Source organism: Streptomyces sp. NPDC002671 (assembly GCF_053592475.1).
On the sequence record NZ_JBSFVU010000043.1, the window covers coordinates 21,247 to 38,890 of the forward strand.

The following is a 17,644-nucleotide window of genomic DNA, read 5'->3' on the forward strand; positions in this document are numbered from 1 at the left end:
TTTCGTTTGGTGTTCAGAGATCTCGACGGATCTTCGAGATCAGGTCGCGGGACTCTGCCGCCGGCAGAGTCGAAGATCGCAGTAGATCCAGCGATTCTCGATACTTTCGTACCGTCTTGTCCTCCTCCAGGTAGAGGGCTCCGTCCAGGTACTCGACTTGCACCACGTCGAGGTCAAGGGGATCGGGGTAGCTGTAGAGCGTGAAGGCGCCACTCGTTCCCGTATAGCCGGGCTGGCTGAACGGGATCACCCCGATCGCGATGTTGGGCTGTTGGCCGATCTGCAGGAGGTGTTCCAGTTGCTGCTTCATCACCTCGGAGCCGCCGACCTGCTGGTGAAGCACACCCTCTGTGACGAGGCACAGGTACTCGGGCGGCTCCTCTTTGGCGAAGATCTCCTGGCGCCGGAGGCGGAAGTCGGCGAAGAAGTCGACCTGATCATCTTCCAGCGTCGGGTCGGTCGAGCGTATGACCGAGGTTGCGTAGGACTTGGTCTGAACGAGGCCCGGTAGCACCTGAGGCTGGAAGGCGACGATGCGTTCCGCGTCCTCTTCCAGTGTGAGCAGCTCCTTGAGGTCTTGCTCGAGCCTGTCGCCGTGACTGCGCCACCAGCTTCTTCGTTGACCCTCTGCCGATAGGGCGACCATCCAGGCACGGACTTTCTGGTCCGTGACACCGAAGAGGTCCATCAGCGTTTCGAGCTCCAGGCGGCTCACCCGGTGGCGGCCAGTCTCAATGCGACTGATCTTCGGCTTCAGATTTTCCAGCTCGCCCGTTGAGAGCCAGTAGGACCAGGCCGGATCGTCGTCGTGCGGGCCCTGGGCGTGGGCGTCGAAGGCGTCGTTCAGGGCGCGTGCGCACTCCTTGCGCCGGCCGGTCTTGGCGTAGGCGCGTGCGATGCGGCGTGGAGCATCGCCCGCACGCGCGGGGTACCGCCCAGGCCGACAGCGTTCTGCGCGACTTCGACGAGGTCGATTGCGTCGGCGGGGTCGCCGGTGGAGTAGGTCTGGATGGCCATGAACGCCAGGGTGTTGGCGCCGGTGGCGTGGTGTTGGCGGCGGCTGCGGCGCGCAGGGCGGTGAGGAAGTAGCGCTGAGCGGCGGCGTGGTGGCCGGAGTCGAAGGACAGCCAGCAGCACAGCCGCGCGCCCTCGGCGCCGGCGGAGTGGAGCCGGGTGCCGACCGGGCTGGTGTAGCGGGCGTCGTCCAGCAGGCTGGTGGTGAGTTTGAGTTCTTCGGTGGTGAGGGTGCGCAGGCTGCCGCTGCCGAGGGTGTCGTCGAGGTGCCGCAGGTGATCGAGGCGCTGTTCAAGGTGGTCGACCATGGCTGGGGTGACGGTCAGCCGACCCGTGGTCGTGGTGGGGGCTGGGTGCACGAGGGAGGCGAAGAAGTGGTCGGCGGCGCCGGTAAGGGTGGCGCCAGTGGCGATGAGGAACGCACGTCGGCCCATTGGCCCTCCGCGAGCGGTGTCCGCCAGGGCATGGAGCATGCCGCCTGCGTCCACCCGTTCGGGCCGGAGGTGACGTAGCGCTCGGTTGAGCTTCCGGTCAGTCTCGGTGCCGCTGTCGGCCCGTAATGGTGCAGTCGGGTATCGGAACTCGCCGAATAGCTCGGACGGCATGCTGACCTCTTTGTCGAGTCTGAACATGGATCTTGATGGGCTGGGTTGACGGCAGCCTGAATCTGGTGAGGTCAGGGATGTTCGATGTCGCACTCAACCGCTGCCCGCCCTACTGACGAGGCAGGAAGGTGCCGCAAGGCCGACTGAGCGGCAGCTGCCGCGACGCGGTCCGGGGCCGGTGATGAAGTGGGCGAGGTCGGCGATGCGGGCGGAGGCACGTCCGTCTCCGAAGATGCTGGTGCCGGGCTGGGAGCCGTGGGTGAGTGTCGTGGCGAGGCGGGGAAGGCGGGCGAGGTCGTGGGCGAGGACGCAGTGGTCGGAGAGGGCTTCGGGGCGTTCGGTGGAGCGGCGCAGGACGATCAGGCGGATGCCGAGCACGGCAGCTTCCTCCTGGATGCCGCCGGAGTCCGAGATGAGGAAGGCGGCGCGTTCGGCAAGTGCGAGGAACGCGGGATAGGTGGTCGGCGAGGTGACGGTGAGCGGAGTGAGGAGGCGTTGCAGGCCGAACTCGTCGATGCGGGCCCGGGTTCGGGGATGCAGGGGCAGTAGAACCGGCAGGTGGAGATGGGCGAGCGCGGTGAGGAGCGCGGTGAGCCGGTCTGCGGTGTCGGTGTTCTCCGGGCGGTGCACCGTGGCCAGGATGAACGGTCGGTCGGCCAGGGGCCCGGCTGCGGCTGCGGCGGCGCGGTGGTCCCGGGGTGCGAGGCGGACGGCTTCGACGATGGTGTTGCCGGTGAGCAGGATCCGGTCCGCTGGGATGCCCTCGGCCCACAGGTTGGTGACGTTGTCGGGGGTGGCGGCGCAGCAGTAGTCGGCGAGGTGGTCGATGAGGATCCGGTTGTGTTCTTCGGGCATGGCCCGGTCGCCGCTGCGCAGGCCAGCTTCGATGTGGATGAGTGGGATGCCGGTTGCGTTGGCGGCGAGGGCGCCGGCGAGGGCTGCGTTGGTGTCGCCTTGGACGATGACCGTGCGCGGCGGGTTGTGCTCGAAGTGCCGGGTGAGGTCGGCGGTTGTGGCGCCGATCTGGACGCCTCGGGGGTGGCCGCCTTGGCTCAGCTGGAGGTGGGGGCGTGTCGTGCTGTGGGTGAGGGGCTGGTCGTAGTGCTGGCCTGTGTGGATGACGCGGGCCCGGTCGCCCAGGAGGGTGATGAGGACGGACAGTTTGATCTGCTCGGGCCGGGTGCCGTGGACGAGCGCGATGGACTGGGTGGGGTTCATCTCGGTTACCAGAACAGGTGGTGTCGTTCGCCGGCCTGGTGACGGCGGGCGGCGATGAACAGGCGCAGGTAGAGCTGGTCGACGGAGAGGTAGCCGGGGATCAGGTCGGTGCGGGCGAGCTGTCCGTCGGTGATGTGGTGCGGGCTGCCGTCGGTACGGGTGAGGAAGCGGGCGGGAGCGTGTGCGGTGTTGTCCGCGGCGAGGGCGATGGCATCGGTGAGGTCGAGTTCGACCAGGCCGTCGACCTCGGCGTCGTCCAGCGGGATGTCCTTGAGGTCGATGTCGAGGGGGGCCAGGTGCCAGTACTGGAACTCGTGCTCGATCCGGTCGGGGCTGAGGGTGACGGCGGTCTGGCGGATGCCCAGCGGGTGGAGACTGCTGTAGGGGAGGTGGAGGCCGAGTTCCTCGTGCAGTTCCCGGATGCCGTCGGGGATGGACTCGTCGGCCTCGTAGTGGCCGCCGACGGTGAAGTCGGCGTAGTCGGGTCGGTCGAAGTCCAGGGAGCTGGGGTTCTTCTTCTGCAGCAGCACGGTGCCCGCGGCGGGGTTGTACGCGAGGCAGGAGAAGGTGCGGTGCCACAGGCCCTGCTGGTGGGCGGTCCGCTTGTCGGCGGTGCCGTTGTGTTCGTTGCGGTCGGTGTAGATGTCGATCAGCATGCGCGCGGATTCCCTTCGATGGTGGCGGGGCCGCCGGAGCGTGCGAGCCACAACTGCATTGCTTGTGAGTAACGGTGCGGTTCGCCCACGGTCATCCACTGTGCCGCGAGCCGGTGCACGCGGACATCGCCCGCCCGGGCCAGATCACCCACGGCCAGTCCGAGGTCGACTTCCCCGCGCGCCTCGGGCCGGGCCGCAAGGCCGGTCAGGATCGGCGGGCGCAGGACGAGGCGGGAGACGACCGCGAGTGGCTCGTCCACCGTGGCCGCATCGGGCCGTTGCCGGATGATTGCGACCCGTTCTCCTCCCGGTGTGGTCGGCTCAACGACGCCGAAGGACGCGATCTCCTCGCGGGTGACGGGCTGTGCGGCGATGACTGCGTCCGCGCCGTCCTCGTGCGCAACGCAGTGCATGGCCGCCAGTTCGCCTCCCGGGGTGTCCTCAAGGAGGACGTCGTCGCCGAACGCAACGAGGAACAGTTCGCACCCGGCCAGGACCCGGACGAGGGTGAGCAGCGGCGCCGCGTCCAGGTACCCGGCGGCCGCGCCCCGGGTGCGATCGGGCTTGCGGCCGTGTCCTGCAGCCAACAGCAGATGATGAAGGCGGCTCCGGACGAACGGGTCACTCACGGCATCGGCGGGACGCGACCGTCTGCTGGGCCGGGTCGGCGGGCACCGTGGCGGAGCCGACTTTCACGGGGGCGGGCGCCAGGACGTGCATGGTGCGTACGTTCGCGTCGGGCACCTTCGCGTTGGCCGCCGCGACCAGCTCCGGCGTGCTCCAGCGCAGCTGTGTGCCGTGCGCGGGCGCGTCGGGAGCGACGTCCAGGCGGCCGATGTTCGCGGTGACTTCACGGCCTGGACGTGCCCGGCGAGCTCGGGCGCGGCCTCGGCGAGGATGACCTCCCACTGGGCGAGGACGCTGCCGCCGGCGGCTGGGGCGACCATGCCGCGCTCGGTCATCATGCCGATCGCCACGTCGAGCCCGAGCGGCTCGCGGCTATCAGGGCGTACGACGGTGCCGACCTCCTGGGCAGTTGCACGGGCGGCATCGCGGCGGGCCTGCTCGGCTGCGGCCTGCTCGGCGCCGCCACACGAAATCCTCCGCATCAATGGCCCCTTGCTCCCGCAGCCGGTCCTTGAGGACCTGGCGGCGCTCGCCGTCGGTGAGGCCGGGCAGCTCCCGGCTCCGATCACACCGGCCGGAACGCCGTCCCAGGCCCGATCCGGTGAGTGGAGACGATCCGGCTCGCCAGCTACGGCAGCGACTCTCCCTGCTGAAACCTGGTGGGCGCGAGGCGTTGGTACTCGGCCCTGATCTCTTCGAGTACGGAGCGAACCTCCGTCTCAAGGGAGTGACTTTCGCCCGTTGAGCGGATCGCGGGTGTGGTCAGAGCGAGCGCGATGTGTACCAGGAGGAGTTCAAGTTCGGAGCCTTCGTGTCGGAAGGGGAGCCGAATGTCGATGCCGGTGTACAGGGCGTGGCTGAGGTCGGCCGCCGTCACGTCGGTGTTCTCAGCGATCTCGGCGTCACGCCGTGCCATCCCCGGCAGCCCCGGGTCCTCGCTGCGTCGCCGTGCCTCCGCGCGCCATGTGGACAGGCGGCGCTGCAGTGCGCGGGCCTGGGAGGCCGGGTCCGCCTCGGTGAGGATCAGCCGGTACAGCAGGTTGCGGCCTGAATCTCTCTCCGGACTGCCGGACCATCCGTCCAGCACGGTGGTGTGGCCCCATGGGCATGTGTAGGACAGGGGATCACCCCACCGGCCGGTGACCTGCATCTGCTCGGACACTCCGCACCGGGAGCAGGCCAGGAACTCCACGCCTGTCGTGTACTTGTAGTCGCTCGTGTCGAGATCCGAGTGCTCTGAGACGATGTAGTTCCAGGACGCTGCGCGCGAGTCATAGCGGTCAACGGGGATGCGGTCGACCGTGAACGACCAGAGGTGCCCCTCCTTGTCTGCAGGAGGCCCCTCGATCGGCGGCTCCTCGCGATACTCCCTCGCCTGTGCACGCACAGCGGATTCTCCTCCCTCAGCGGACGAACGCTCATACCACCGTACTGGCGGGTTCACTTGTGCCTCCACGGCTGCGACGTGTCGATCAGGTCGGTGTCGACGGTGAACACCAAACCCTTGTGATCAGAGGCCCCCTCGGGCTGATCGAGCACTCGATAGCCGGACACTGCCGGGGCCATCGGGGTGGACACCCATACCTGGTCGATGCGGTCGTCGGTGCCGGTCGGCGCGAGCAGTCCTGGGTCCTTGTCCTTCTGGTACTGGTGCCAGGCGACGTCCACGTATCCGTGGTGCGCTAGCGTCTGCGCTACTCGTCGGTCCGGGGCCAAGGGGCGACCGGGGTCCGGCAGCAGCGTGCGACTGCCGCGGTTGTAAGGGCGCATCGATCTGTAGTCGGGAAGCGGGCTGTCTGCCTGCTGCGGCGGAAAGTTGATATCCCCGGCCAAGATCACGTACGGCCCGTACTTGTATCCGCGGAATGCCGTCGTGCTCGCCTCGAAGCGCGCCTTGTCCGCCGTGAACGGCGTGAAGTGGACCGGCACGAATGAGAGCGGCGCCGGGAGGCCGACCTCGAACGAGGTCAGCGCAAAGCCGTGCAAGGTCTCGCCCGCGAAGTCGGGATTGTGCCGCACCCACCGGCCGAGCACCTCCCGCCGGTACAACAGGGCCGTACCGAGCCCGCTGGACGAGGGTGTGAGGGGCGCTGCGTCCAGGTCCAGGTCGCGGCAGGCACGGGCGAGCTGCTTGTGCCCGTACCGGTGCCAGTCCATCACCTCCTGCAGCATGACCACGTCGACGCGGTCAGCTGCAGAGTTGATCCGTTCGGCGATCAATGGCCACCGATCTTCCGGGCGTCCGTCCCCGTCCTCGGTCCCGCCCGTGCCGAGGTTCTGCACGACTCCCGTCAGCAGCACGCCCGCCCCTTGAATTCTCGTGGCCACCGCCAGGCCGTCCACACCGTCGCATGACGATGGTCCCCGCCAAGCCATCAGTGATGCATGCCAGTTGCTGGATTTCAGCGGTGTGGTGACCTAAACCCCCACCCTCGCTCCCCAACTAGTGGTGACGGGGAGACATGATCCGACAAGTCCACCGGCCAGCTCGGCATGCTGACACTGTGCCGTGCCACCATGCGCTCGAGAGACTGTCAGCTTTGGTCCCCTGGCTATGCAGTGCCGAACACGACGAAGAGCTGGCGCGGGTGTGCATCCTCGGGGTAACCGTCCGCCACAACGTACAGCTCCTGATCGAGTTCGACGGATCCCTGACTGAGCGGGTCGATACCGATGACGGTGAGCGCGTTGCGGATGTGAGGCGCGGACAGTCCTCGCCGTGCCTCATGACCGCAGGGGCACGTCCACACCGCGCTCGGCCCGTTCACCGTCAATACGCCGGCTTCCTCCGGCTGCATCGGCGGCGGCCTGCCCCTGTCCGCCCTCACCGGCCGCCGCGACCTGATGGAACTCGGCGACCACACCCGCCCGCTGCCCGGGCAGCCGCCGCTGTTCCTGCTGTCGACCACCCACGGCAGCGACGCCGCAGCCCTGGCCGCCATGATCGCGCTGGTCAACGAGATTGCCGTCACCGACGCCCTCGCCCGCGCGCACGCCAACGGCGCCGAACTCCGCCGCACCGTGGATGCCCAGCTCGCGGAAGCCGGCCTGGCCGGGCACATCCGGCTGGTCGGCTACGACTGCTTCCTCGGCATCGAGACCACCGGAAACGCCCAGATCAGCGCGCCGCAGCTGAAGGCACTGTTCCTCACCGAGGCCATCCGCACAGGGGCCCTGGTGCGGGGGATCTTCTACCCCACGGCCGTCCACACCACCGAACACCTGGAACTCACCACGCAGGCCGTATGGCACGCCGCCAGCGTCTGCGCCCGCGCCCTGGACGGCCACGCCGCACCCGCTTCCCTGCCGGCCGTGACCCGCCGCCTCCTGTGACGGACGAGACGGACCGGTCAGTCGCGGGTGGCGCTGTAGCCGGCCCCGGACGCCGCCAGCAGCGCGGCCACACCGTCCGGGTACCACGGCATCCGTGCGCTGGCCTCCTCCACCGGCACCCAGGCCGCCTCCACCACGTCATCGTCATGCCCTCCGGCCGCGGGCTCCCCGGACAGCAGCTCCGCGCGGAAGACGGTGAAGACGTCATGCACCTCGGTATCGATGCGCTCACTGACATCGACGACAGGACCGGCCTCGACGACGACCCCGGCCTCCTCCTTGGTCTCGCGGACAGCGGCCTCAGCAAGCGTCTCCCCGGCCTCGCGCCGCCCACCGGGCAGACTCCAGGTGTCCTTGTTGCGCACCATCAGCACCCGCCCCCCGGTCGCGTCGCTCACCAGGGTGTACGCGACATCGATCCGCTCCGCAGTCATCCACCGCATCCTCTCGTCGTCCTTCTGCCTCCGATTGTCCCGCCCTGCGTTCACCTCCGCAGGACACCACCGAAGGTGAGGGCTCCATCACGGGCCTCGGCAGCCGTGAACGCCGTGGGGCCGATCGGAATGCACCCTGTCCGGCCCCACGGCTCCGTCGCATGCCGATCGCGGGCAGCTGCCCGATCCGCTCCGGGGGACGCCGCGGTGCGGGAACCCTGTGGCTTTGTGCGTATCCAGCGAGAGCGTTTGTCGATGAATTGGGGAAAACACCGGCATGAGGGACTGCTGGCTCTGTTCACGAGTCTTCCGGTGGACAGAGCCAGACTGCCCGGCGCTGTGTTACGTTCCGGCCGCTGAGGCCGTCATCCTGGTGAGCGTCGTCAAAACTGACTTGGTCACCGCGCTGCTCGCGGTGACCCAGACCCCCGTCGGCCCGCGCCCCCGTCGCGGGGGACAGTTCGAACTCGGCAAGCAAGGCAGCGGCCTTCGCACCGACGCCCGGCACCTGCTGAACGGGGCGCGAACACCGGAACGCGTCAACCGCCGCCGGGGGAGGCATCGATGACCGTGCGCCAGCCCAGGGGAGCCAGGGCGCAGTCCATCGCAACTCGGTCTTCTGCACACCGTTGCCGTGCCCCAGGTCGTCACCGGCCACGAAGCCCGGCATGGCCGAGTCCGAACGCGAGTACATCTGGGAGAAGTCCCTGGAGGGCCAGGCGTCCGTCCGTGAACGCGGCCGGCACGGCGGTCGTCCCAAGGTCGTCGACGACGACATGGCCGCCTGCGCCCGCAGCCTGCGGGCAGGCGGCGTACCCGTCCCCGAGATTGCCCGCAAGCTCGTCATCACCTCGGGCAAGAACAAGGGCGACCACCCCTCGGTCCCTACTGTCTACCGCATCCTCACCGAGGACACCGGCAACAGCATCGCATGAAGCCCTGACGCCCACCGGTGACATGGGAAAGACTGGCGGACACCTCCGACACGCGATTTTGGGAGAGCTTCTGTGACCAGCGAGAACCAACCCTTGGCGTCACCAGCAGACCTTGCTCGACTGAAGCAGCACTTCGACGGCGCGACGCCACCGTCCGCGGCACGATCGCCCCGTCCGTCGGGACTGTCTGGCAACGCGCTCTACGAGTACGCGCACATGGGGAAGGTGCGATCGAGCGCCAGTCTTCGCGAGGGCACTAGTGATCCCGACCTCTTCGACCGCTTGGCGGACATAGCGGAGCCTGAGAACTGGGACGGCCGAGAGGCGGAGTCACCGGGCGGCAACCGCATCCTGCGCAATTACATCCGGTGGACATTCGAGCGTGCACACCAGCAGGGCAGGCTCTCGACGAGCAGCGATGGCTCATACTCCGCCTTCAATACAGGACTGGCAACTGCGCGGCAGGAGACGATCTACGGGCTTTTCCGTCGCAACGACCGGCCCGACAGCCAGCCGTGGGTCTTCGTCGACTGGCGCCTGGAGAGCAAGCGTGACTTCATGGAGCACTTCCCGCCCTCCTTGCGTCCTGACTTCGTGACCTACACCGACAACCCAGCGGACTACATCTACGACTGGCGCCGGGAACTCGTCGTGGGTGTGGACCACATCCTCGACGATCAGGGAAACCTTGCCCGTTTTCCCGCAACGCTCCAGGCGAACCCCCATCTTGCCCGCATGGCACTGAAGGGTGCCATCGACGGAGCGGAGGATCGAGTCCGCCGCAACTACAAGGCGGCAGTGCCCACGTGGTACCCGGCACAGGACACGGTTCAGCTCCTGCTCCCGCTGTCTCTCCTTGACGCCAGCGTGGTGGACCTCGGTCTGGTGGTCTCCCGGCAAGGAGAGTTCTACCGTGGCCACACGGTCCTCACCACCGTGATGGCATACAACAACGCCCGGCTGCTGGCTCGCCCCGACAGCGACTGGCTGCAACCCGCTGCCGACGATGAAGCTCCGCCGTAGCGAATCCCGGCCACAGCCCCCACGGGAACAACGCGGAGGCACTGGCACGTCATCTACCGCGGCGAGCCGAACTGACCGCCCAGAGAGGCACGATGCCCCACGACCTCGTCGCTGTATGCGATGCCTGCCTTCAGCACATCGACGACGGCGACGGCGCGCTCGAGGTCGACACGGCCGCCGCCGACCGCGCCTTGCGCGCCTGGCGCAGCCGTGTCGGAACGGACCCGCTCGCCCGGGCTCAGATGCGGCACGGCCTTGACGCCCTGGAGGCGAAGTTCCCGAAGGCCGCCGAACACCTCGACGCCGCCCAGCACGAACTGCTGGCGTTCACGGCGTTCCCGCGCGAGATCTGGCGGCAGATCTGGTCGAACAACCCGCAGGAGCGGCTGAACAAGGAGATTCGCCGACGCACCGACGTGGTCGGGATCTTCCCCGACCGCTCCGCCGTAATCCGTCTGGTTGGCGCCGTACTGGCCTGGACACGAGTGGCAGAGCGTGGCGTCTACTCCCCGGCCTGGCACCGCCGTCTGGCGCGCGACGCACGCCAGGGGAGCATGCCGTAAGAGGCCGCCGGGCCTCGACATTTACCCTCAACGCAGCCCGGCGCTGGGACGAGGTCATCGGCGGTCAGTCCTTGCCGGGCGCCAGCCCGCGCCCGGGCGGCGGATCGGTCCGCCGTTCGCAGCGGGGCTCGGTCTTGGGGCGAGATGGCCAAAGACACCCCGGCCTGTCGACCACGTGCTGTTCGAGCGTTGTCTGTTCCAGGTCGGTCATGCGGACATCAGCGCCACGATCGCCCGGCGGAGTTCCACCGGGTCTTTCGCGGTCCGGCTGATCTGCTGCAGCTTCAGGCCTTCGACCATCGTGACCGGCCGGACGAACAAATTCGGTCGATGCCCCGCGACTTCGGTGTGAGCGTCGGCAGGGTGCAGTTTGCGAGGGCGCCCCCGATCACACGGCTGGCGGTCACAGGTCGACCCCGTCACGGAACCGGAATCCCAAGGAGTGAACGAGCGCGAAGACCAAGTCCTCCGCCAGCGGATCACACTCAGCCACCAGGGCAGCCCTGAGCGCCACCGGGTCCGGCTGAAGGCCGGCCGCTCGAGCCCACGCTGCAGCTCGCTCGCCGACTTCGACCGAATCACCGATCCACTCACCGGGCAGGCCGTAATCCCGCGCCATCTCCGGCGACAAGGCACATTGCCATGACAGGCCGTCGGGACTTGCTGCCTGAACGGTCGCGAAGTCGCTGTCGACCACATGAGAGACCAGGACAGAAGCACCCGTCTCGCCGATGATCGAAGAGTCCGGATCCGCGACGGGGCACGCTTGTAGGATCTGCCACTCGCCATCACGTGCCCACCAGAGCGGCGCACACTCCGAGGCCTGCATCGCCGCCAGTTCCGTCAGCGGCCGACCGGCTCGCGCCACGATGTAAGTCCCCGAAAACCCCATGACCGGGAACCATAGCCGCGGTCACTGACACCGTTGATTACCCGGCCAAGGCCGGAGCGTCCCGACAGTCGCGTGGTCGACAGTCGTACGACCGGCGACGGTACGTCGATCCGCAGGCGCCGCCAGTGTCCTGACTGTTCCCGTCGTTTCACGACCGTGGAGACGTGCTCGTGCATGGTGGTGAAGCGGTCCGGAGTGACCGGGCCGTTCAGTCGCATCAAGGTCATCAATGGTGTGCGCAAGGCATGCCAGGGGCGGCCTGTCACCGAGGACGCGCTCGCCCAGCTCGGCCGGCGGGTATAGGAGGCGGTGCGGGCCACCGGGAGTGCCGAGCTGACCACCCACGACGTGGGGCTGGCCATACTCGGCCCCTTGCAGGAGCTGGACCTCGTCGCCTTTCTGCGATTCGCCTCCGTCTACCGGGCGTTCGACTCGCTGGAGGACTTCGAGGCCGCCTTCTGGTGACAGGGCGGTTGCGGGCTCACCCCCGTCACCGTGTTCGCCTGAGCCGGGCCTGCCCGGAGCATGCCCGGCTCAAGGATCTTTTGCATGAGGCCATCTACATCCCGCATGCGCTGTGCGCCTGCTTGAACCTGACAGGGAGATCTATCGTGTCCGCGCTCGCTGCGCTTGTTGTCCTGCTGCTGGTCCTGGTGGGCCTGCTGACCATGGGCTGCCTTGCCTATGCCGTGTACCGTTGCCCGGTCCTCGCCCAGCCCCTGATGGTCGCCCTGACCGGCGCTACGGTGCTGGATGCCATGGTCACTGCCGTACTCACGGCCGGTGCCCGGTGAACTTGTGCTGGTGCTGCTTGCCGTCGATGACGGCGGATTTGCCGCGATGTCCGCGCGCACCGCCGCTGGCACCCCGGCTTCACCGGGCCCGACGGCCACCGCATGCGCGACCGAGTCCTCGTGAGGGCCCGCCGCCCCGTCCTTGTTGTCGGCGTTGTTCTTGACCGCTCTTCGATCGCCACAGGCCGCCGGTCCATGGCCGACTGTCGGCTGACGGCGCCCCTGGCCGCCTCCTACAGGGCCTGGGCGGTCTGTTGCTTTCCGAACGCGTCCGCTTACTGCAGCGGTCCGGCGTTCCCATGTGCGACCGTCCGGGCTGATCCCGTCAACGGACCTTCCGCGCTGGCCCTCGCACAGGCCATCGACACCGCACTGTGTGTGACGCGGGCACCCCATCCGCGAGTGCGCCAGGGAGTGGATCGGGGACAGCATGAGTCCGGTCTGCAGTTGGCGCCTTCCGTACGTGCCCCGGAGCCAACCACTTGTTGAGTGCCACGAGTTGAGGCGGTGTGGTGGGTCGGCTGCAGCGGCGAGAGCGCCTCGGTGCATCCAGACGACGACACTGCTCTTGTGATCGGCTGTGCCGTTTCGTGACGTTTCATCCCCCTAGGGAAGGGTGGCGCAAGGTGGCGCTTAGGGCGGGTGTGGCGAGAGCGCATATGCGGACGGCGTACGCCCGGCACACTTCCGTACCGGACGGCGCAGCGGAGCCGTCGCAAGCTCTTCTGCCCGGCCTGGGACTCGCTGACTTCGCGGGGCCTGCCCGGGCGGAGCTTGTCCTGCCCCAGCCACCCTCGTAAGGAGGCATCGCGCACGCAGACTGTGCGCCTATATCCACAATGTCGACATCTCTCATCCATGACGTCAGCGCTCAGTACCTGGCGTCTGTACTGTTCGCGCTCACCATGTTCGCCGCCGGCGCCGGGCGGGCCGCCTGGCAGCGCAGGAACAAGCGCCATCATCAGACACATACCACCCGGGAGGAGCGGACGGCGGTGGGCCGCTGCCTCGGCGCTACAGCATCGGCGCAGGAGACGGAGACGTCGTCCGACGGACGACAGAAAGTGTCGTCATGAAGATGACGCAGAACTTAGACCGAACCCCGGACGCCACCCGGCAGCACAACCGGACGCAGGCCTGGACTCTGCTGACTGAGAAGACGCCAGGCACCCGCAGGCTCCCACGCCCCGGCAGCGACTCCCCGGGTCTCTTGATGGACATCGCCCGCAACTACGACCGCATCTGCCAGCGAGCCGAGGGCCTGTTGCATCCCGACGCCACGGAGACCGAAATCCTGGCCGCCCTGCTGGGCATCCGCATGCTCCGGGAGAAACTCGATTACGACGAGCTGAAGCTCGCCACCCTCGCGCGGACCAAGCGGATCACCTGGGCACGCATCGCGCAGTGGCAGGAACTGAGTGGCCGTCAGGCAGCTGAACGGCGACACCTCCAGCTGGGGCGCTCTCACACCCGCCCCGACGGCACCGCGCCCTCCACGCAGAACGAACGAGTGGAGTACGCCCGAGGCGTTCGCCGCCGCCGCGCCGAACGCCAGTGGGCACTCGACCACTCCGCGCGGATCCGGCGTGTGGCCGGGCAACTGGCTGCCGTCAACGACCTTCAGCAGCGGGTGGACGCTTCTCACGAGGCCCGGATCATCCGTGCAATCCGTCACGGCGAGGAAACGCCGCCGCAGGAGACATCGCAAGAGCCCTTGGTGTGGCCGAAGGCCCTGAGAGAGTGCGTTGCCGAGGACGAGCGCTTCCACAAGACGCCGCCACCCCTCGTCGACGACGGCCTCGACGACGCCAACTGGCAGCGCCAGCAACAGGAGGCCGACATCGTGCACCGTCTCCTGGGCCTGATCGGCTACGCCGCCAACCCCAGAAACATCGAACTGACCGACCTGCCCGACCTGGCCGACGCAATCTCCGATCTGTACAACGACTCACAGCAGGCAAGAAAGCGCCGTCGCTCGGCCGCGCCTGACGGCTCAGCGACTTGAAGACCACGGCTGCGAGCTGCCGGTCCGCCTCGAGCATGTGCCCATGACCGAGACGTCTCCCTCGGCGGGGGCTGAGTTCCTGGATGTGCACCAGCTGCGGCTGACCGAGGTCGGGGTGCCTGCGCTGACCCCGCAGGAGGAGCGTGCAAGAGACCAAACCGGCGCACCTCTGGCGTCGCAGGACCTGTGGCTGTTGGGACGTGACCCGGGGCGAGATTCGCAGTATCGGCCTGGTCTTGCTCACCGCCGCATAGCCGCGTTCGGCGGTCCGGCTGCCTTCCCCCTAGGCCTGGACCGTCGAACGGTCAAGCTTTCCGGATTGGACTGCTGCCAAGCTCGTTAGGCGGTCTGGCACCGGGCCCCGCCGCCCGTCAGTGATCTGACCGGCAGACGGGTGTACGACCCGACATCGGGCCTGAAAGATGGTCCGGTGCCGGGGGACCGGCTGAGGACACCCGTCTTCCGCACCACTGGAGAACAGAAGGGAGACCCGACTGATGAAGGCCGAAGAGCAGTTGAGGAACCTGGAGGGCCTGTTCACCACGGCGGCCCGCAGAAGCGTGCCGACCGCGGAGGCTCGCCACCGCAAGCCGAGCGGCCAGGGCGACCAGCGCACCAACGAGGACGACTGACCTTCCGCGTCCTTTCTCGCAGTTCGTTCACAGCCGGGCTCCGCGAGAACGCGGGGCCCGGTCCCTTCTGCGGCCTCTGGAGGATTCCTGTGTTCAGCATGCGGATCAGCATCCAGCGCAGCGCACCGTGGACCTGGTCGAATGGCCGGTGGGTCAGCGGCAGCACATGGTTAGCCCCCTACGACCATCCCGCCCTCGAAGCATGGTCCCTGCGCGATGCCACTCGCGTTGCCTTCCAGATCCGTGAACGTCTCCTCGATCACGATCGGACCGCGTCAGCCGAGCCTCAACAGGTCAGCCGCCAGGCCTACGACGCAGCCCTGGCAGAGGCGCAGCGGTGGCCCGCCGCGCACCATCTGATCGAGATGACCTCCGATACCGTCACCGTCACCACAGGGGCCCGAGCCACCGCCCCGGTGTATCTACTGGTCAGTCAGGGGGCGCTCCACGCCAACTGGGACATCACCCAGCTCCGCTCTCTGCTCCCCCACCAAACACTCGACTCCGTCGAGGTCGCACGATCTCTCGCCCTGTCCGGCCACTACAGCGCCCGCACGGTCTTCGAACCCGTACGCCTCCTCACTGAGCGAGGACAGGCCGTCTTCCACGACGGAACGCTCACCTTCACCGAGCCGTCGGCGTGTGAACATGACGAGCCCCGCGAACTCGTAGAGAACGCGCCCGTCATCGACGCCTACGTGGACCTACTGGACAGCGTTCTCGCCGACCACTACCACGATGCGCAGCGCACGGCTGTCGAGCTGTCCGGGGGGATGGACAGCAGCAACGTGGCGCTCTCCCTCGCCCGTCGTCACGGCTCTGGGATCGCCGCAGGCGCGCTCTTGCAGGACGGCGAACCCGGCGAGCAGCAGGTGCGCCGGCGCGCTGCTTTGATGGGCTACTGCGGCATCAAAGAGGACACGACCCTTCGGTCCGCCGACTACCTGCCCCTCGATCCGCGCTGGGCGAGTGAGCAGAGGCTCGGTCCTCACGAGGAGGTCTACATCGCCGGGCACTCCCGGCTGCTGTCCTCGTGGTGCAACGACGGCATCCTGTGGGCCGCTACCGGCGTAGGCGGCGATGAAATGCTCAGCAGGCCCGTGCCTGCAGGGGAGCCGGTCCAGCGTGCCCCCAGGCGCCCGCCCGCCTGGTTCACCCCGCTCACACGGGAAGCACTGGACGACCAGGACCACGGCATTCCCCCTGCCCCGCCGATCTCCGACTCCACACTGAGGGCCATGGCCTGTGGCGCACCTATGTACCTACGCGGCGGGATCTGGCCCCTGTACCCGCTGGCTGACCCCGTCATGTGGAGGTTCGGGCAGTGGTTGCCCGAGGTCTGGCGGCGGAACAAGCGCCTGGCTCGGGCACGGATCGAGTGCTGTGACGGACTCCCACGCGAGGTGGCGCATCCCCGGGCGCGGGAGAACTTCCACCACGTGTGGCACGCTTCCCTGACCCAGTTCGCGCCCGAGCTGACCCGCAGCCTCCTCAAGACCGGCTCACCGCTCATCGACGGCGGCTACATCGAGCCGGAGGAACTGGTCCAAGCAGCAGACCGGATCGAGCACCGCAGCATGCGCCCCGAGGACACGATGCTCGGTCACACGCTGCGCCTGCACCAGGCCCTGACCTGACCCTGCAACAAGGTGTGCCCCGGCCTGCGGCCGGGGCACATGGGCATCTACAAGTCGCCGCGCTGCCACCGTTCGTATTCGTCGGCGAGCAGCACCTCGTCAACGGCGCGGTGCCGTACGGACTCGATCCACGCCGCGAGGAGGCCACCGAAGGTGGCCAGGTTCTCGGGCAGCACCTGGCCGTCGACGGCGAACAGCGCCTGGAGTTCGGCGGCTGCCGGTTCCTTGTGGTCGCAGGACGGGCACAGCACGGCTTCCTTGAGGCCGGCGACGTCCTCACCGCGGCCGTTCGTCCAGGAGTGCCGATACCGAGCGAGGAGCAGCGTGCTCTCTGCGCAACGAGGGCAAGGCGGTGTCTCTTCGACCTTGAAGAGGATCGACTCCTCGTCCTGCTGCTCGCCGCTCACGCGACTCCCTGCCATGCGTCCTGCCCGAAGGAGGCCTTGACGTCAGAGGCGATCGTCGACGCGTTCACCGTTGAGTGAAGCTGATACACGATCGTCTTCTGCACCCCTCGCACCGTGAGGTGGACCGGGTTGTCCCCTGGGTGCGCCCCCACGATTCTCTTGAGCTCCTTGATCGCGGGCTCGTTGATGCGGTGGTAGGGAAGGCTGAGCTGCACGGGTGCTGCGCCGGCGCGTTCCGCCGAGGTGATGTCGAGGACCTGTAGCTCCTGCCCGAAGATGCTGATCGTGCCGTCGCGGTCGTTGATGCGGCCCTGGACCGATACCACGCTGTCTTCGACGAGCGCGCCCACGACGAGCTGGTAGCTGGCGGGGAAGAACAGGACCTCTATGGTGCCGTCACGGTCGGCGAGGTTGACGATCGCCCACGCGTTGCCCTGCTTGGTCATCTTCTGCTGGACACTGGTGATCAGTCCGGACAGGCGCACCATGCCCTCAGTGCGGCCGGAGGCCAGCAACTCGGGGATGGTGGTGTCCCGGTTAGCGGAGAGGATGTGCTCTGTGCCGTCCAGCGGGTGCGCCGAGACGTACATCCCGAGCATCTCCCGCTCGGTGGACAGGAGTTGCTTGCGCGGCCATTCGCTGTCGTCGATCTTCACGTCGAGGCCGAATCCGGAATCCTCGCCGTCGCCGTCGCCGCCCATACCGGCGAACAGGTCGTCCTGCCCGTACGCGGCGGCCTTCTTCAGCGGCACGACGGCGTCGATGGCCGATTCGTGAGCGGCGGTCAGGCCCTTGCGGGTGTGGCCGAGGGAGTCGAAGGCGCCGGCCTTGATGAGTGATTCGACGGCCCGCTTGTTGAGCGCGGGCAA

General features: G+C 67.9%; 21 protein-coding genes and 2 pseudogenes. 10 read left to right on the forward strand and 13 right to left on the reverse strand.

Annotation, left to right across the window (positions count from 1 at the left end; all coding sequences use genetic code 11):
* Positions 1-13: 13 nt before the first annotated feature.
* A complete protein-coding gene (locus ACWD35_RS38695) occupies positions 14-715 on the reverse strand; it encodes a DUF5753 domain-containing protein (RefSeq protein ID WP_451356057.1) in 702 nt (233 codons plus the stop codon).
* Between the two features lie 128 nt (positions 716-843).
* Positions 844-1,017, reverse strand: coding sequence for a hypothetical protein (locus ACWD35_RS38700; RefSeq protein WP_451356058.1), 174 nt, complete (start codon positions 1,015-1,017; stop codon positions 844-846).
* 86 nt (positions 1,018-1,103) lie between these two features.
* Here ACWD35_RS38700 and ACWD35_RS38705 point away from each other — a divergent pair, with 86 nt between their 5' ends.
* Positions 1,104-1,526: a hypothetical protein gene (locus tag ACWD35_RS38705; RefSeq protein WP_451356059.1), complete on the forward strand. Its 423-nt coding sequence runs from the start codon at positions 1,104-1,106 to the stop codon at positions 1,524-1,526.
* Positions 1,527-1,712: 186 nt separating this feature from the next.
* Here the strand turns inward: ACWD35_RS38705 and wecB are convergent, their stop codons facing one another.
* The 7 genes from wecB to ACWD35_RS38740 all read right to left on the reverse strand — a co-directional run bounded on the left by wecB (position 1,713) and on the right by ACWD35_RS38740 (position 6,918).
* On the reverse strand, positions 1,713-2,837 hold the full coding sequence (gene wecB, locus ACWD35_RS38710) for a non-hydrolyzing UDP-N-acetylglucosamine 2-epimerase (protein ID WP_451356060.1): 1,125 nt from the start codon (positions 2,835-2,837) through the stop codon (positions 1,713-1,715).
* A gap of 5 nt (positions 2,838-2,842) precedes the next feature.
* A complete protein-coding gene (locus ACWD35_RS38715; RefSeq protein ID WP_451356061.1) occupies positions 2,843-3,493 on the reverse strand; it encodes an NUDIX hydrolase in 651 nt (216 codons plus the stop codon).
* On the reverse strand, positions 3,487-4,080 hold the full coding sequence (locus ACWD35_RS38720; protein ID WP_451356062.1) for a hypothetical protein: 594 nt from the start codon (positions 4,078-4,080) through the stop codon (positions 3,487-3,489). Before ACWD35_RS38720 ends, ACWD35_RS38715 begins: the two co-directional genes overlap by 7 nt.
* 34 nt (positions 4,081-4,114) lie before the next feature.
* On the reverse strand, positions 4,115-4,402 hold the full coding sequence (locus tag ACWD35_RS38725) for a hypothetical protein (protein ID WP_451356063.1): 288 nt from the start codon (positions 4,400-4,402) through the stop codon (positions 4,115-4,117).
* A gap of 346 nt (positions 4,403-4,748) precedes the next feature.
* The gene (locus tag ACWD35_RS38730; protein WP_451356064.1) at positions 4,749-5,507 is read right to left on the reverse strand and encodes a hypothetical protein; all 759 of its coding nucleotides are present in this window, start codon (positions 5,505-5,507) and stop codon (positions 4,749-4,751) included.
* A gap of 53 nt (positions 5,508-5,560) precedes the next feature.
* Positions 5,561-6,421, reverse strand: a complete 861-nt coding sequence (locus tag ACWD35_RS38735) for an endonuclease/exonuclease/phosphatase family protein (protein WP_451356065.1) — start codon at positions 6,419-6,421, stop codon at positions 5,561-5,563.
* Positions 6,422-6,672: 251 nt separating this feature from the next.
* Positions 6,673-6,918 carry a hypothetical protein gene (locus ACWD35_RS38740; protein WP_451356066.1) on the reverse strand — a complete coding sequence of 82 codons (246 nt, stop codon included), beginning with the start codon at positions 6,916-6,918 and terminating at the stop codon, positions 6,673-6,675.
* A gap of 46 nt (positions 6,919-6,964) precedes the next feature.
* On the opposite strand from ACWD35_RS38740, the gene ACWD35_RS38745 reads away from it, so the two are divergent.
* Positions 6,965-7,453 (forward strand): hypothetical protein, encoded by a 489-nt coding sequence (locus tag ACWD35_RS38745; protein ID WP_451356067.1) that lies wholly within the window; start codon positions 6,965-6,967, stop codon positions 7,451-7,453.
* Between the two features lie 17 nt (positions 7,454-7,470).
* On the opposite strand, the gene ACWD35_RS38750 is transcribed toward ACWD35_RS38745, so the two are convergent.
* Positions 7,471-7,887 (reverse strand): NUDIX domain-containing protein, encoded by a 417-nt coding sequence (locus ACWD35_RS38750; protein WP_451356068.1) that lies wholly within the window; start codon positions 7,885-7,887, stop codon positions 7,471-7,473.
* Positions 7,888-8,555: 668 nt separating this feature from the next.
* Between ACWD35_RS38750 and ACWD35_RS38755 the strand changes: the two genes are divergently transcribed.
* The 3 genes and pseudogenes from ACWD35_RS38755 to ACWD35_RS38765 form a co-directional block, all read left to right on the forward strand.
* Positions 8,556-8,822, forward strand: a complete 267-nt coding sequence (locus ACWD35_RS38755) for a hypothetical protein (RefSeq protein ID WP_451356069.1) — start codon at positions 8,556-8,558, stop codon at positions 8,820-8,822.
* 72 nt (positions 8,823-8,894) lie between these two features.
* Positions 8,895-9,845 (forward strand): DUF3825 domain-containing protein, encoded by a 951-nt coding sequence (locus ACWD35_RS38760; RefSeq protein ID WP_451356070.1) that lies wholly within the window; start codon positions 8,895-8,897, stop codon positions 9,843-9,845.
* A gap of 236 nt (positions 9,846-10,081) precedes the next feature.
* A pseudogene (locus ACWD35_RS38765) lies at positions 10,082-10,321 on the forward strand (transposase); the annotation flags it as partial.
* A gap of 490 nt (positions 10,322-10,811) precedes the next feature.
* Here the strand turns inward: ACWD35_RS38765 and ACWD35_RS38770 are convergent.
* Positions 10,812-11,300 (reverse strand): hypothetical protein, encoded by a 489-nt coding sequence (locus ACWD35_RS38770; protein ID WP_451356071.1) that lies wholly within the window; start codon positions 11,298-11,300, stop codon positions 10,812-10,814.
* Positions 11,301-11,336: 36 nt separating this feature from the next.
* Between ACWD35_RS38770 and ACWD35_RS38775 the strand changes: the two are divergent.
* The 5 genes and pseudogenes from ACWD35_RS38775 to ACWD35_RS38795 form a co-directional block, all read left to right on the forward strand.
* Positions 11,337-11,756: pseudogene (locus ACWD35_RS38775) on the forward strand (ATP cone domain-containing protein); the annotation flags it as partial.
* Positions 11,757-11,911: 155 nt separating this feature from the next.
* Positions 11,912-12,094 (forward strand): hypothetical protein, encoded by a 183-nt coding sequence (locus ACWD35_RS38780; RefSeq protein WP_451356072.1) that lies wholly within the window; start codon positions 11,912-11,914, stop codon positions 12,092-12,094.
* A 1,072-nt stretch (positions 12,095-13,166) separates the two neighbouring features.
* Entirely contained in the window at positions 13,167-14,099 is a 933-nt protein-coding gene (locus tag ACWD35_RS38785; RefSeq protein WP_451356073.1) for a hypothetical protein, read from the forward strand.
* Positions 14,100-14,596: 497 nt separating this feature from the next.
* Positions 14,597-14,731 (forward strand): hypothetical protein, encoded by a 135-nt coding sequence (locus ACWD35_RS38790; RefSeq protein ID WP_451356074.1) that lies wholly within the window; start codon positions 14,597-14,599, stop codon positions 14,729-14,731.
* Positions 14,732-15,096: 365 nt separating this feature from the next.
* Positions 15,097-16,368, forward strand: a complete 1,272-nt coding sequence (locus ACWD35_RS38795; RefSeq protein ID WP_451356075.1) for a hypothetical protein — start codon at positions 15,097-15,099, stop codon at positions 16,366-16,368.
* Between the two features lie 47 nt (positions 16,369-16,415).
* Here ACWD35_RS38795 and ACWD35_RS38800 read toward each other — a convergent pair whose 3' ends face one another.
* Together ACWD35_RS38800 and ACWD35_RS38805 are read right to left on the reverse strand one after the other, a co-directional pair.
* Entirely contained in the window at positions 16,416-16,775 is a 360-nt protein-coding gene (locus tag ACWD35_RS38800; RefSeq protein WP_451356076.1) for a DUF6300 family protein, read from the reverse strand.
* Positions 16,772-17,644: OB-fold nucleic acid binding domain-containing protein (locus tag ACWD35_RS38805; RefSeq protein WP_451356077.1), on the reverse strand; the 873-nt coding region annotated here is incomplete at its 5' end. The genes ACWD35_RS38805 and ACWD35_RS38800, both read right to left, overlap by 4 nt.

Coding starts and splice junctions, on each gene's coding strand:
- ACWD35_RS38700 (WP_451356058.1), bottom strand. CDS start 1,017: ATGGCCATCCAGACCTACTCCACCGGCGACCCCGCCGACGCAATCGAC.
- wecB (WP_451356060.1), bottom strand. CDS start 2,837: ATGAACCCCACCCAGTCCATCGCGCTCGTCCACGGCACCCGGCCCGAG.
- ACWD35_RS38715 (WP_451356061.1), bottom strand. CDS start 3,493: ATGCTGATCGACATCTACACCGACCGCAACGAACACAACGGCACCGCC.
- ACWD35_RS38740 (WP_451356066.1), bottom strand. CDS start 6,918: ATGCAGCCGGAGGAAGCCGGCGTATTGACGGTGAACGGGCCGAGCGCG.
- ACWD35_RS38745 (WP_451356067.1), top strand. CDS start 6,965: ATGGAACTCGGCGACCACACCCGCCCGCTGCCCGGGCAGCCGCCGCTG.
- ACWD35_RS38750 (WP_451356068.1), bottom strand. CDS start 7,887: ATGACTGCGGAGCGGATCGATGTCGCGTACACCCTGGTGAGCGACGCG.
- ACWD35_RS38755 (WP_451356069.1), top strand. CDS start 8,556: ATGGCCGAGTCCGAACGCGAGTACATCTGGGAGAAGTCCCTGGAGGGC.
- ACWD35_RS38770 (WP_451356071.1), bottom strand. CDS start 11,300: ATGGGGTTTTCGGGGACTTACATCGTGGCGCGAGCCGGTCGGCCGCTG.
- ACWD35_RS38785 (WP_451356073.1), top strand. CDS start 13,167: ATGAAGATGACGCAGAACTTAGACCGAACCCCGGACGCCACCCGGCAG.
- ACWD35_RS38790 (WP_451356074.1), top strand. CDS start 14,597: ATGAAGGCCGAAGAGCAGTTGAGGAACCTGGAGGGCCTGTTCACCACG.
- ACWD35_RS38795 (WP_451356075.1), top strand. CDS start 15,097: ATGACCTCCGATACCGTCACCGTCACCACAGGGGCCCGAGCCACCGCC.